Below are 15,110 nucleotides of genomic sequence, written 5' to 3'. Positions count from 1 at the left end.
ATGACTTCCCTCACTTTATTTTTTCCATTTAGTCCACAGCCTTTATAATAAAAATCCTTGAACCAAAATCCCCTACAAAATTGGTATTCTCCGTGAAAGCAGTTCCTAGGTATTCTGGCTCCAATAATAAGCCTACATTCATTAGCTCATCTCCATTTAAGACCAAGTCTCTCCCATTTATTCTATAGCTCAGTACTTCACTAAGACCCTTAAGTTTGATCCTTTCAAAGGATGGATTAGGCTCTGCCAATATCTTATAGTATCCTAATATAGACTCCCTACCATCTTCTGATACTACCATCCATGCTGCCCTGTTTGAAGTATAGGGTGATATCAGTCTATAAAATTTACCATTTAATATCAATTCCCTATATCTCCTATAGAATTCTATCTGTTCTTTGATTTCATCTAGCTCTACTTCCCTCAATTTATTTAAATCAAGCTCATATCCTAATACCCCGAAGATAGAGGCGGCAAACCGTGTTTTTAAGGGCGTCGTTCTTCTTAGCTGATGATTCGGTACGGCAGAAACATGGGCTCCTATTGATGATATTGGATATACCATGGAGGTTCCATACTGTATTTTCAATCTTTCAATGGCATCCGTATTATCACTTGCCCATGTCTGGGGCATATAGTATAACATTGCGGGGTCAAACCTATTCCCCCCACTGGCACATGATTCAAATAGGATATCTGGAAATTCAGCTGTAAGTCTTTCTAATATTTCATATAATCCAAGGATATAACGGTGAGTAACCTCTCTTTGCCTATTTTCTGGTAATCCTAGAGAACCAATTTCCGTCATATTTCTATTCATATCCCATTTCACATAGGATATTGGAGTATCCAACAGGATTTTTCTGATCATCGAATAAATCTCTTCCCTAACCTCTATACGACTCAAATCCAATACATACTGATTTCTTCCATGGGAGGTTTTTCTATTGGAAACCTTTACAATCCAATGGGGATGCTTGCAATAGAGCTTACTATTTTTAGATATCATCTCCGGTTCAAACCAAATTCCAAATTTCATTCCCAGATCCCTTATCTTAGCAGCCAATCCATCCAATCCATTTGCCAGCTTACTTCTATCCACAAACCAATCCCCCAATGAACTAGTATCATCATTTCTGCCTTCAAACCATCCATCATCCAATACAAAGAGTTCAATTCCTACTTCCCTTGCTTTCTCCGCCAGCCTAACTATTTTTTCTTCATTGAAATCGAAGTATGTTGCCTCCCAATTATTTATGAGTATTGGTCTTTCCCTATCCCTCCAAGGTCCCCTTGCTAATCTTTTTCTATATATTCCATGATAGGTTTGACTCATTCCGTTTAAGCCCCTATCACTATATACACTTACTACTTCTGGGCTTTGGAAAGCCTCACCGGGTTCCAGCAGCCAATTGAAATCAAAGGGATTTATACCCATTTGTATCCTTGAAGTATTGTAGTAGTCTACCTCCACTTGGGCTAAGAAGTTTCCACTATATACGAAGCTAAAGCCATATACCTCTCCACTGTCTTCCCTAGTTTCAAATCTCTTAAGGGCAATAAATGGATTGTGCTGTGAGCTACTACATGTTCCCCTTTTACTATCTATAGCTTGGATTCCCGGCTTCAAGGCTCTAGTATTTATATGCCTCTCCCTGATCCATGCCCCATCCAGCTGAAGCATTTCAAAGTCGGAATCGGGGAGGTCTATACTTATACCCATTATCCTATCTATGTTTAGCTTCTGCTTTCCTTTATTGGTTATCTTTACACTTCTTGTTATAGCATTATAGTTTTCAAAAACTGAATATATCAACCTTAGTTCAGCATCAATTACTCCATCATATAAAATAATTTCCAAGGTGGAAGCCTCACTTTTATCCTCCACATAGGTTGCAGGAAGCCCCTTTAATTTAGGCTTACCTTTGTATAGTTTATATTCCTTGTATTTAAAATCCGTTATTCTACTGCCATTTTCTTGAATCACCTGGATTGCAGGCTCCCTGTAATCCGTTGTTCCATATGAAGGATATTCCTGTTTTATCACTTCCATGGTGAAAATATTATCACCCTCATAGACAAATGATGCATTCCCTACGGGTTCATTTGGTAATTGCAATAGATATGAAAAATCATCCCTATGTCTAATTGCCTTTCCATAATATAGCTGACCTAGATGTCCATTGCTCAAAACCTTAAATATATAACTGGAACCCTTTGATTTCAAATGAAATTCTTTATTATATTTATTAATAAAAACGGGCATTTTCTACACCTCTATTCTTAAAACCCATTTATTTTTATCCCTTAACGGCCCCACCAATGGTTATAGCTTTTTCCACTTGATTGCTAAAGAATATGTACATTATCACTGTGGGTAAGCTAGCAATGGCCATTGCCGCCCCCATTGCTCCCCAATCAGTGGTAAACTGTCCTTGAAAAAATAGTAGTCCCAATGGTAATGTTTTCATGCTTTCCTCAGTAATTAATATTAGGGCTATGGGAAATTCATTCCATGCCTGCAAAAAGGTAAAGATGGTAAGGGTTGATATGGCTGGCTTTAAATTTGGGACAATGATTCTGAAAAAGGTTGTAAATATCCCTGCTCCATCTATACAAGCTGCTTCCTCAAGCTCTATAGGTATACTCCTTAGAAATCCATATAATACCATGGATGAAAAGGCTAGATTGAAGGCTGAGTATGGAATTATTAGGGATAAATATTTATTAGAAAGATGTAGGTCCCTCACTAATACCGCTAGGGGGATCAAAATCGATTGAACCGGTATAAACATACCAATAGCCACAAATATCCTCGCAAAATTTTGACCCTTCCATTTCATTCTGGCCGTTGCATAGGCAAACATAGTGGCCAATGAAATGGTTACAATAACCGTAACAACAGATACAATTACACTGTTCAAGAAATATCTTGGTACATTGTATTGTGTCAATGCCTTAATATAATTTTCCCATCGAAGTACCCTAGGTGGCCCAAATGGATTTGATACGAATATTTCGTCATTATTTTTAAATGAATAAAAAATCATCCATATAATAGGATAAAAGGATACTATAGCATACACCCAAAGAAATACCTTATAAAAAACTCCCCTTGTACCAACTTTATTCTTCTTCACTTTTCTAGTAACGGCCTCCATTTTAACACCTCCTAGTATACAATATTTTCCTTGGCTATTAATTTATTAATAACTATTGTTGCTATTAAGCATTCTATAACTAAAAATGATGCTGCTGCCATACCGTATCCATATTCCGTTGCTCTAAACGCCGATGAATACATCATATATGTAAGGGTGTAGGTTGAAGTACCAGGCCCTCCATTCGTCATTATAAACATCTGGGTAAATGCATTTAATCCCCCTGTAATAGCTAATACTAGACAAAATCGATAGGTCTCCGCTAACATAGGAACAGTGATTTTCAAATGGGCTTGAAAAGGCGATGCCCCATCGATCTGGGCCGCCTCATAGTAATGACTGGGAATAGATTTTATCCCCGCAAGAATTAATGCAAATTGATATCCTAGGTAATGCCACGCATTAACAAAGGCAACAACATATATTGCATTATCCCTTTCACTAAGCCAATCCTGGCTGAAGGCCATCCCAATCATTTCAAATATTTTATTTAGTAATCCGTATTCCGAATTAAAAACCGATAGCCATAGCTGACAAACTACCGTCACTGAAAGAACAACAGGTAGGAAATATACGATTCTAAAGAAGCCTCCAGCCTTTGTTTTAATATTTGATGCAGCAAAGGCCAGTACAGTTCCAAGCCCAATTTGATATATGGTTAGGAAAGCCGCAAATATCAATCCGTTTTTTATTGAAATCTTAAATGTGGTATCTTCAAAAAGTCTTGTGTAGTTTTCCAGTCCAATAAATGTCCCCTTACTTAGTCCATTCCAATCATAAAAGCTCTTTATAAATATCTGAGCAAGGGGATAAAAAACTATGATTGTAAATAGAAGCAGGGACGGAAGAACAAATATGGCTATTGCCTTTTTATTTGAAAAAAAACTCTGCATACCTCATCCTCTTTTCCTTTAAGAATAAAAACCCATAAACACAGCCCTACTTAATTTTCATCTGATTTTTCTTGAAGAAATTTCCTTAATAAAAGGGCCATCCCATTTAGACAGCCCCCCATAGCATATTATTTTTTTAATCTTTGGATTATTTTTTCTAGCTCCTCTATAAACTCTTCAGAGGAATATCCCTCTGTTAGTAAAAATTGTGATTGATCTTCTATTGCTACCTTGAACTTTGGCTCTGTCAGTCCCCAGGCAAATGCTGTTGTAGATGTTATATTTGGCAATTCCCTTGCTAACTTTTCCATCATTGGAGGAAATTTTTCTACAGGCTCTAGTGACGGGTCTATCTTTAAAGCCAATAGGGGATTTGCCCTATATAGATATTTTGCTTCGCAATATTTCTCTGAGATAAATGCAGCAACTTCAGCTGCAAGCTCCTTATGATCTGAGTGGGGTGATACAGCATATCCACCGGGGGCACCTCCCCCTGCAAAGGCATATTTAGCTTCTGGATTTTCACTGAACACAGGATAGAACATCCAGTCCACCTTATCCCCTAGTTTTTCAGTAGATGCTTGAATTTCCCACTGTCCGTTAATAAACATGGCTGCCTTTTCTTCGTAGAATAAAGATGCCGCCTGATCATAATTCATATTTGTTGCCCCATCAGCTAATAAGCCTAATTCTATCAACTCGTGTAATTTCTCAGCTGCCTTTACATATGCCTCTTCCTTTGCACTACCATTTCCACTATCAAGCTTTCTAATTCCACCTGCATCAAATCTAGTTGCAAATACATCATATAATGCGGTTGTTATCCATTTCTCCTTTGCAAAGATAGAAAGTGGTACTATATCAGCTTCCTTAAATTTAGCAATAGCTGCCTTAAGCTCTTCATATGTCTCTGGTACTTTAGCACCATGTTCTTCAAATAATGCCTTATTATAATATATTAGTACTAGTTCGTTGCCAGCATAGGGAAATGCATATGCATGGCCATCCTTATTCCACAATAAATTATTGGCACTCGGGTGTATCTTTTTATCAAAGCCGGTGCTTTTAACATATTCATCTAGGAGTAAAATATTTTTTGATTCCTTGAAGGTTTCAATCTGAGATGTCCCGACCTGAAAAATGTCTGGTAAATTTCCAGTTGCCGCATAGGTTTGGAGCTTCTGTCCGTCATCCTGACTTTGGATGTCTAATTCTAGTTTTACATTTGGATAAGCCTTAGCCAGCTCTTGAACTGCATAATCATAAGGAATCTTTGTATCTTCATCTGAATATTGAGCATAAATCTTTAAATTTATTACTTCATCCTTTGAGCTATTAGTGTCAACGTTTTCCTGGGAAGCATTTGAATCAGCCTCTTCCTTAGCAGCACAGCCTGCAAATGCAAAAATCATCATCATTACAACTAAAAAAATAGCCATCAAACGTTTTGCCCTCATTAAAAATTCCCCCTTATTTCATCCCATATTATTTCTTGACTACATACTTATCTTAATACTATGGTCGTATTAAGTCCATGTAGTATCCGATAATAATTTGTACTTTTCAAAATATAAAGGGTTGTCGTAATTATTTGATATTTATTTATGATTATACCTATATTTACTGGGACTGATTCCTATATTCTTCTTGAATATTTTACTTAAATAACTGGAATCATTGTATCCAACCATATCTGCAATATCTGCAAGTCTATATTCTGTTGTTTTCAAAATCTCCTTAGTTTTATCAAGCCGTATATTTGTGATATACTCATTAACCGTCATACCAGTTTCTTTTTTAAATAGAGATCTCAAGTATGTTTCATTAATGTACTGGGATTTTGATACATCCTTTATGGCTAGATCATGTCTGAAATAGTTTTCTTTTATGTATTTTTTCGATCCCTTTACCAATTTATAACTACGAGTATTTTCAAACTTTTTAGAAAAATCTATGGTCTTTCCATAAAAGTCTATCAGTATTTCAAGTTGCCTATTTAAGTTTTTTTCCCTTGTTTTTTGCATTACATAATTTCTATCCCCCAATATGTCATCTATTTCTCTACCCGACTGATATATATATGAAAATAGCACGGATAGAAGCCCCTTGTATATCATCTCTGTAAATTCATTTTCAGCCTTTTCCATAATCAACCCTTCATATGACTGGATAAGCACCCGGTTGATTCCTTGAATATCCCCATTTCTTAAATATTTAAGTATGAGTTCATTTGTCTCTGCAGAGTAAAATATATATTCTTTATTTTTTTTAGAAATTTTGCTGTAATGAATAATTTTATTATTACCAACTTCAAAGCTATATCTAATGGCACTAACACCCTCCAGATATGATTTTCTAATACCATCAAACCCCCTATAAAGTCTCCCTATCCCAATGGTCATATCAAATCCTAAATGTTTATTTATTAGCTTCATGAGCTTACTTAATTCATCCTTTGAAAATTCATCATCCCTTTTATCGGTTTCCGATAAAATTACAATTCTACCTTCATAATCGGATATTACAAACATATTTAGATCCGGTTGTAACATTTGCTGTAGCATATTTATTATGGTTCTTTTCCAGATATGATTCCCACCACCTATATCTTCTTTTTTATTAATTTCAATGACAGAAGCTATAAATGATTTTGAATCAAAGGATATTCCGAGCTTTGAGAAGCGTTGTTCAAATTCCTCATCCTTTTGAATCTTTTCACGATAAATTAATTGTTGAAGTAATAATTCCAGTAAATCCCTTTCCTTATCTTCCTTCTGAATATTTTCTTCATTGGCTTTATTGATATTATCCTTGAGTTTTAAAAGGGTTAGAATAAGCTCTTCTTTTTCAAAGGGTTTGACTATGTAGCTGCATACCCCTATCTCAAGGGCCTTTTTAGCATATTCAAATTCACTATGGGCCGTTATTAATACAACACCCATATCCGGATATTCCTCAATAAGTCTTTCCGACAATTCAAGACCATTCATCAAGGGCATATTTATATCCGTTAGAAGTACATCGGGAGGTGTTTCTTTAGCCCTTTGCAAGGCTTCAACTCCATTTTTTGCTTCACCACAGATATTAAACCCATATTTATCCCACTCAAACTTCTTTATAAGATATTCTCTAAAAAGAGGCCTATCATCAACAATCATTACATTGATCATGCCATGTCCCCCTCAACCTTTGGTAATGTAATAATAATAGTTGTTCCCTCATTTTCCTTAGAAATTATTTTTAGACCAGCTTCATCTCCAAAGTATAGGGTTATCCTATTTTTTACACTAAACAGTCCAAAATGCTGTTGCTTTTTCCCTAATTCTGATTTATTTAATCTACTTACAGCCTTTTCTCTCATTCCTATACCATCATCCTTGACGGCAATTTCAATCTTGTTTTCAATACTTCTTCCTATGATATTTAATTTGCCAAGCCTACCCCTAGGCTTTAACCCATGATATATAGCATTCTCTACTAGGGGCTGTAACGTCAGCTTCATGATGTTGTATTTTAAAATATCTTTATCTACTTCAATGCTGTACTCAAAAACATCGCTGTATTTAAGGTTTTGAATATATAGATAATCCTCTAATGCCGATATTTCCTCTTGGATTGATATTATTTGTCTTCCATTACTGAGTGTTCCTCTATAAAAATCAGCTAAAGATTTAGTGGCCTTAAGGGTTTCCTTTTTCATATCCATCTCCGAAAGCATATAAATAATATCCAGGGTATTGTATAAAAAATGGGGTTTGATCTGCTGTTGTATTAAAGCCAGTTCATATTCTCTTTTTTGACTTTCCTTTTCCTCAACCTTTCTTAAAAGATTCTTTATTCGTATAGCCATCCTATTGAAAGTCCTTAAAAACATACCTATCTCATCATTGCCTTCTACTTCAAAGTAAACGTTAAAATTCCCTTCTCCAATAAGCTTCATTTTCTCTCTCACCTTGTTAATTGGATTTACTATAAGATATGAAAGCACTTTGGCTCCGATTATCTGTATAACAATGCTTGTAAATAGAGTTATTATTATCAGCATGGTAATCTTAGATAGGTCATCGGTTAATGTACTTAGGTCAGTGCTTCCAACTAGGTTCCAGCTTTCAAACTCAAGGGGCACATTTACTATTATATGATCTGAACCATTGATTTCAGTAATTATTGACTCCTCTGTCTTGCCCTTCACTGCTTGTATGATTTCCTTAGTTGTCTCGGCATTTAATTTGCTATTATCCTTTGAAGATATGATCTTACTACCACTCACTAAAAAATAGTCTATTTCTTGTCCTCTAAACATTGAAGAAAATGTGTCCTCGGATACATTTAAAAAAAGGTAACCCAGGGTTTTGCCACTCTTGATATGTATAACCTTTTTCCCCATTGTGATTAATTGTTTTTCAGTATCTTCCATACAATGATTTATCTTTTTCATATCCAACCATAGACTTTTCCCTGTACTTTCAAAAACCTTCCCCATAGTATCCCAGTTATAATTTTTTGCTAGATACTCTTTTAATCTATAATCAGTAAAATAATTATTCCCTTCACGATCTACAAATGATATGGATTCCACCTCTGAGAATATTATCTTAGCATTGTTCAGTTCTCTATTGATATCAACCGTTTTTTCAAAATCTGAATAATTTTCATTTTCCTTTACCTCATCAATTATTGTATTCAGATTTATAGTTAACATATTGGAACAATCATTTACATCCTTAACCATTTCGTCAATTTTGCTAATGATCAATTTAGAACTATCAATTATATTTCTATAGCTGGCCTCTTTAACCCTAGATTTATAAATAGCTGAGATTATAGTAGCAACTATAATCAAGGGGATTATGCTAAGGGGTAGATATATATATATTATTTTTTTACTAATTGAATAATTTTTAAATTTGTCTTTTATCATATTCACACCATCCTTTGACATAATCTTTTTAAAGGACTATACTTGCATTATATCTTTACTTCTTAAGCTAATAAAGTAACCAGGAGGCATCCATGAATATTTTCAATATTGACGGTTTCTTTCATCGTTTTGGAACATCCCTCTTTGATTTAATGGTACTCAATATCATATTCATTTTAGTGGCGGCATCAGGCTTTGGTATCACCTTTGTCCCTGCTTGTATTGCCATGGTTTATACTATCTATGAATCCATGAGAAAGCAGCAGGGTAGACTACTTTACCACTTTGTAAAGGGCTTTAAGGAAAATGTAAGGCAAGGAATTTTACTTTCAATTTGCTTTATTATATTATCTATGTCAATGACTTTAGTTTTAAGAAACATATCCATATTTGGGGGGTATTCATTTTTAGTATTAAGTACACAATATTTTATGATATTTGAAATATCCATTGTATCATTATTTCTATTCCCTATGTTAGCAAAAATAGACTTAAATATCAAACAAGCAATAATCAATTCATTTCTACTGGCCCATAAGCACTTGTTTACTTCCATATCATGCTTGTCACTAATTGTTTTGATCTATTATGCCATAAAATATATAAGTCCAATATTCATCGTTCTTGCCTTCGCCACAGTTGCATATGTTATTGAGAGATTAATCTTGGAGAATATCATTATTAAGAAATATGTCTCGGAGGATATGAGAAGAGAATTGGAAATTGAGGATATGAATTATTGACAAATAGGCTAAGTTAAACATACATATTATGATTCTCTCCTTAAAATATTAATTTATGTTTTAAATAGTTATCCTGTGGGTATAATCTAATTGTATCAATAATATGCATAAATTAGTGAATTTGAAAGGAGAATATAATATGAAAAAATACAGATGTGTACCATGTGGTTATGAATACGATCCTGAGGTAGGCGATCCAGATGGGGGAATAGCTCCAGGTACAGCCTTTGAAGATATTCCAGATGATTGGGTTTGTCCTGTTTGCGGTGTTGGCAAGGATATGTTTGAACTAGTAGAGTAAAAAAAGAAAGCAGCTGAAGGTTAAATCTCAGCTGCTTCTTCTATGGTTATATCATATCCTTTTTGAATAAATGTACTGCCTATAGCCTCCCAGAGTTTTTCTTTACCTTCCCTATTCATAGAGGATACAGGTATCAATACATCGTCTTTACTCATTTCTAGTGTTTTCCTAATTAAGCTAATTTGTTTCTGTCTCTGACTTCTCTTAATCTTGTCCAGTTTTGTAGCAACAACTATACCTTTAAACCCAAAGTGCCTTATCCAATTATACATTTGTATATCTTGCTGAGTGGGTTTATGTCTTATATCTACCAGCTGTATAACTTCAACCAATTTTTCACGGGTTGTTAGGTAAGTTTCTATTATTTTACCCCACTCTTCTTTACTTTTTTTAGAAACCCTTGCATACCCATATCCGGGTAAGTCCACAAGATGATATTCATTATTTATAAGGTAAAAGTTAATAGTCTGGGTTTTGCCGGGAGTAGAACTAGTTCTAGCTAGTTTTTTTCTATTTAATAGCATATTGATTAATGAAGATTTTCCTACATTTGATCTTCCAGCTAAAGCTATTTCCGGAATTTCATCCAAGGGATACTGATTCTTGTGAACAGCACTAATTATAAATTCACAGCTTCTAATCTTCATTATTATTTTCTCCCTTTACCAGTGCATGCTTTAATACTTCATCCATATGCTCTACCAATACAAACTCCAATTTTCTTTTAACCGTATCTGGTATCTCTGTAAGATCCTTTTCATTTTCTATTGGTAAAAGTATTTTCTTTATGCCAGCCCTATTTGCGGCCAAAACTTTTTCTTTTATTCCTCCAACAGGTAATACTCTACCTCTTAGGGTAATCTCACCTGTCATTGCAACATTTCTATTTACAGGGGTTTTCTCAAGGGCTGAAATAACTGCCGTAGCCATGGTTATACCAGCTGAAGGTCCATCCTTTGGTATTGCTCCTTCCGGTATATGTATATGTATATCATTTTTTTTATAAAACTCTTCATCAATATCTAATTTATCTACTCTAGAACGTATATAACTCAACCCAGCCCTAGCAGATTCCTTCATAACATCGCCCAGCTGACCAGTCAATACCAGCTTACCGGTACCCTTCATAGGTGTAACCTCTATAGACAGAGTATCTCCTCCGACTCTTGTCCATGCAAGACCTGTAGTAATTCCTATCTCGTTTTTGTCCTTAACCTTTTCATATCTATACCTAGATATTCCGAGATATTTATTTAAACTAGTGGTATTTACTCTGATTATCTTTGAATCATTTTCAACTATATGTCTTGCTGCCTTACGACACACAGTTGCTATTTGCCTTTCTAATCCCCTTACTCCAGATTCTCTAGTATAGCCGTTGATAATCCCTCTTATTGTTTGTTCAGATATCTGAAGATTATCGGGCTCCATTCCATGCTCCTTTATTTGCTTTGGAACAAGGTATTTCTTAGCAATTATAGTCTTTTCTTCCTCTGTATACCCTGAAACATCAATTATTTCCATTCTATCTAATAAAGGTCTTGGTATAGTCCCCAAGGTATTTGCTGTAGTGATAAACATTACATTAGATAAATCAAATGGTACTTCTAGATAATGATCTGTGAACTCCTTATTTTGTTCAGGATCTAGGACTTCCAATAATGCGGATGCAGGATCTCCTCTAAAATCACTACTAACCTTATCTATCTCATCAAATAGGAATACTGGATTTTTAGAACCAGCGTCCTTAATAGCAGAAATAATTCTTCCTGGTATTGCACCTATATATGTCCTTCTATGTCCTCTGATTTCCGCTTCATCTCTAACCCCACCAAGGGACATTCTAACGAACTTTCTATTCAACGATCTTGCAATGGACTTCGCTATAGAGGTTTTTCCTACTCCAGGAGGTCCTACTAGACAAATAATAGGGCCCTTCATTTTTTTAGCAAGCTTTCTGATTGCAAGATATTCAAGAATTCTTTCCTTAACAGATTTTAAGCCATAATGATCTTCATCTAGGATTTCTTTAGCCTTCTTAATATCAATAGAGTCTTTGGTTTTCTTATTCCAAGGTAAATCTAATATCCAATTTACATAGGTTCTTATAACTCCACCCTCAGCGGACCCCTGGGAAAGCTTAGAAAGTCTGTCTATCTCTTTATAAACCTTTTCTTCAACCTTTTTAGGAAGCTTAATCTTTGCAATTTTGTCATAGAACCCTTCTATTTCATCATCGTACTCTATATCTTCTCCAAGCTCTTCTTTTATTGCTTTAAGCTGCTCCTTTAGATAATACTCTTTCTGTAATCTATTTATTCGTCTTCTAACCTTAGTATTGATTTCCTTTTCAACCTCTAATATTTCTACTTCCTTTAGAAGTATTCTATAAAGAACCTCAAGTCTATCCTTTGGGTCAAAGGCTTCCAAAATCTCTTGTTTTTGGTCAGTCTTAAGAAGCATATGGGATGCAATGACATCTGCAAGCCTTCCAGCCTCTTCAATGGATGATACACTAATTATCACCTCGGGAGAAATCTTATTGCTAACACTTACATAATTTTCGAAGGCATCAAGAACAACCCTCATCATAGCTTCCAGCTCTTTATCAAGATCTTGTGTTTCTAATACGTACTCTTCTATCTCCGCTCTAAAATATGGGTCCTCATGTACTACATTAATCATTTTACCTCTACTAATTCCTTCAACAAGCACTCTAATAGCATCGCCTGGTAATTTAAGCATTTGCTTAATCTTCGAAATTGTGCCTATTTCATAAAAATCTTCAGTGGTAGGTAAATCTATATCTATCTCTTTTTGAGTAGTTAGAAATATAGTCTGATCCTTTACCATTGCTTCTTCCAAGGCTTTTATAGATTTCTCTCTACCAACATCAAAATGAAGAACCATATATGGGAAAACAGAAAGACCTCTAAGTGGTATCAATGGCAATTCTATGTTTTTATTATCTTCCATAACATTCCCTCCTTTGTTTGAGGACTCATTAGAAAATAAAAGTAAGTATAAAGAACAAAACTTTATTGCATTTTTATAACGTACTTTTATTGGTTCCAAGTTCCAGCATTAAATTATTAATATTATATTTTACATTTTTAAATTTTCTTATACTTTTTGTACAGGTAATAAGAAAGCGAGCCACTTTGACTCGCCTTAATCAATCATTTCATTATGAAGCAGTTTCTTCATTCTTTTTTCTAGTCTTTTTCTTTTTTTGATCAGCAAGAACTAAAGTAGGTGGAATTTTTTTATCTATTGTCTCTTTTGTCACAATACACTTGGTTATATCCTCCCTTGATGGTATGTCATACATAACCTCAAGCATAGAATTCTCAAGTATACTTCTAAGGCCTCTCGCCCCAGTTTTTCTATCGATTGCCATTTTGGCAACAGCTCTTAGAGCCTCTTCTTCAAACTCTACATCTACTTCGTCAAGATCAAATAATTTTTTATATTGTTTTACTAAAGCATTCTTTGGCTCGGTTAATATCTTAACAAGAGCTTCTTCATCCAGTTCATGTAGGGATACTACAACAGGTACCCTTCCCACAAATTCTGGTATTAATCCATATTTCAATAAATCCTCTGGCTCTATCTTCTCTAAAATTTTACCTATATCAAGTTGAGCCTTACTTTGTACATTAGCACCAAAGCCCATAGCTTTCTTACCAGTACGCTTTTGGATTATCTTTTCTATACCATCAAAGGCTCCACCGCAAATAAATAATATATTTCCAGTATCAATTTGTATGAACTCTTGATGGGGATGCTTCCTTCCACCTTGAGGTGGAACACTTGCAACAGTTCCTTCAAGTATCTTTAATAGGGCCTGCTGTACTCCTTCACCACTCACATCACGAGTAATAGATGGATTGTCGGTTTTTCTAGCAATCTTATCTATCTCATCTATATAAATTATACCTCGCTCTGCTTTTTCTATATCAAAGTCCGCTGCTTGTATTAGCTTTAAAATAATATTTTCTACATCTTCTCCAACATAACCAGCTTCAGTAAGTGACGTAGCATCAGCTATGGCAAATGGTACATTCAATATTTTAGCTAATGTCTGTGCAAGAAGGGTTTTACCTGACCCAGTAGGACCAAGTAATAATATATTACTTTTTTGAAGTTCTACATCATCACTTTTAGTATCCTGATCAATCCTTTTATAATGATTGTACACAGCCACAGCCAAAGCCTTTTTTGCTAAATCTTGACCAATTACATATTGGTCTAAAATATCTTTAATCTCCCTCGGCTTAGGAAGCTCCGATGTTACTATATCAAAATTTTCTTCAAATTCTTCATGAATAATTTCTTGACAAAGCTCTATACATTCATCACAAATATATACATTAGGACCTGCTATAAGTCTTTTAACTTGATCCTGCGATTTGCCACAAAAAGAGCATTTTAGCTTGCTTTTGCTTCTGTCATCAAATCTAGACATCGCTACACCTCTCTTGTGTTATTTCCTAGAAGTAATAACTTTATCAATCAATCCATACTTCATAGCATCTTCTGGATCCATAAAGTTATCTCTATCGGTATCTTTTTCTATTGTCTCTAAAGGTTGCCCTGTTCTTTCACTTAATATTTTATTAAGCTTATCTCTCATTTTCAAGATTCTCTCTGCATGTATTTTAATGTCTTCAGCTTGACCCCTTGTACCACCAAGTGGTTGATGTATCATTATTTCTGCGTTAGGAAGTGCAAATCTCTTACCCTTTGTGCCCGCAGCAAGTAAGAATGCCCCCATACTAGCTGCCATTCCAATGCAGGTTGTAGCTACATCGGGCTTGATAAATTGCATAGTATCATAAATAGCCATACCAGCAGTTATAGACCCCCCAGGACTATTTATGTAAATATGAATATCCTTATCTGGATCATCGGCCTCTAAGAATAGTAGCTGGGCCACAACTAAACTAGCAGTATGTTCATTTACTTCCTCGCCTAAAAAAATTATTCTCTCTTTAAGTAGTCGAGAATATATATCGTAGGATCTTTCCCCACGATTAGTCTGCTCAACTACCACAGGTACTAAAGCCATATAACCTCACTCCTCACTTC

12 protein-coding genes are annotated in these 15,110 nt (G+C 34.9%); 2 read left to right on the top strand and 10 right to left on the bottom strand.

Features of this window, described 5'->3' with window-relative positions; translation table 11 throughout:
• Positions 1–28: 28 nt before the first annotated feature.
• From N4A68_17175 to N4A68_17150, 6 genes are all read right to left on the bottom strand, one after another.
• Entirely contained in the window at positions 29–2,266 is a 2,238-nt protein-coding gene (locus tag N4A68_17175) for an alpha-galactosidase (protein MCT4566026.1), read from the bottom strand.
• Positions 2,267–2,300: 34 nt separating this feature from the next.
• Entirely contained in the window at positions 2,301–3,161 is an 861-nt protein-coding gene (locus N4A68_17170; GenBank protein ID MCT4566025.1) for a carbohydrate ABC transporter permease, read from the bottom strand.
• Between the two features lie 11 nt (positions 3,162–3,172).
• Positions 3,173–4,054, bottom strand: a complete 882-nt coding sequence (locus N4A68_17165) for a sugar ABC transporter permease (GenBank protein MCT4566024.1) — start codon at positions 4,052–4,054, stop codon at positions 3,173–3,175.
• 128 nt (positions 4,055–4,182) lie between these two features.
• A complete protein-coding gene (locus N4A68_17160) occupies positions 4,183–5,511 on the bottom strand; it encodes an extracellular solute-binding protein (protein ID MCT4566023.1) in 1,329 nt (442 codons plus the stop codon).
• Between the two features lie 141 nt (positions 5,512–5,652).
• The gene (locus N4A68_17155) at positions 5,653–7,224 is read right to left on the bottom strand and encodes a response regulator (GenBank protein ID MCT4566022.1); all 1,572 of its coding nucleotides are present in this window, start codon (positions 7,222–7,224) and stop codon (positions 5,653–5,655) included.
• Complete coding sequence (locus N4A68_17150) at positions 7,221–8,975, bottom strand: sensor histidine kinase (protein MCT4566021.1); 1,755 nt, start codon at positions 8,973–8,975, stop codon at positions 7,221–7,223. Before N4A68_17150 ends, N4A68_17155 begins: the two co-directional genes overlap by 4 nt.
• Positions 8,976–9,067: 92 nt before the next feature.
• Between N4A68_17150 and N4A68_17145 the strand changes: the two genes are divergently transcribed.
• Positions 9,068–9,718, top strand: coding sequence for a DUF624 domain-containing protein (locus N4A68_17145; GenBank protein ID MCT4566020.1), 651 nt, complete (start codon positions 9,068–9,070; stop codon positions 9,716–9,718).
• Positions 9,719–9,857: 139 nt separating this feature from the next.
• Entirely contained in the window at positions 9,858–10,019 is a 162-nt protein-coding gene (locus N4A68_17140; protein ID MCT4566019.1) for a rubredoxin, read from the top strand.
• Between the two features lie 20 nt (positions 10,020–10,039).
• Here the strand turns inward: N4A68_17140 and yihA are convergent, their stop codons facing one another.
• The 4 genes from yihA to clpP form a co-directional block, all read right to left on the bottom strand.
• Positions 10,040–10,666: a ribosome biogenesis GTP-binding protein YihA/YsxC gene (yihA, locus tag N4A68_17135; GenBank protein ID MCT4566018.1), complete on the bottom strand. Its 627-nt coding sequence runs from the start codon at positions 10,664–10,666 to the stop codon at positions 10,040–10,042.
• Positions 10,656–12,995 (bottom strand): endopeptidase La, encoded by a 2,340-nt coding sequence (lon, locus tag N4A68_17130; protein ID MCT4566017.1) that lies wholly within the window; start codon positions 12,993–12,995, stop codon positions 10,656–10,658. Before lon ends, yihA begins: the two co-directional genes overlap by 11 nt.
• A gap of 211 nt (positions 12,996–13,206) precedes the next feature.
• Positions 13,207–14,487 carry an ATP-dependent Clp protease ATP-binding subunit ClpX gene (clpX, locus tag N4A68_17125; GenBank protein ID MCT4566016.1) on the bottom strand — a complete coding sequence of 427 codons (1,281 nt, stop codon included), beginning with the start codon at positions 14,485–14,487 and terminating at the stop codon, positions 13,207–13,209.
• An 18-nt stretch (positions 14,488–14,505) separates the two neighbouring features.
• Entirely contained in the window at positions 14,506–15,090 is a 585-nt protein-coding gene (gene clpP / locus N4A68_17120) for an ATP-dependent Clp endopeptidase proteolytic subunit ClpP (GenBank protein MCT4566015.1), read from the bottom strand.
• Between the last annotated feature and the right edge of the window lie 20 nt (positions 15,091–15,110).

The sequence above is a fragment of the Maledivibacter sp. genome, assembly GCA_025210375.1.
In the GTDB taxonomy this organism is placed as follows: Bacteria; Bacillota; Clostridia; order Peptostreptococcales; family Caminicellaceae; genus JAOASB01.
Note: the sequence above shows the minus strand (reverse complement) of the source record. Positions and strands in the feature narration are given on the sequence as shown.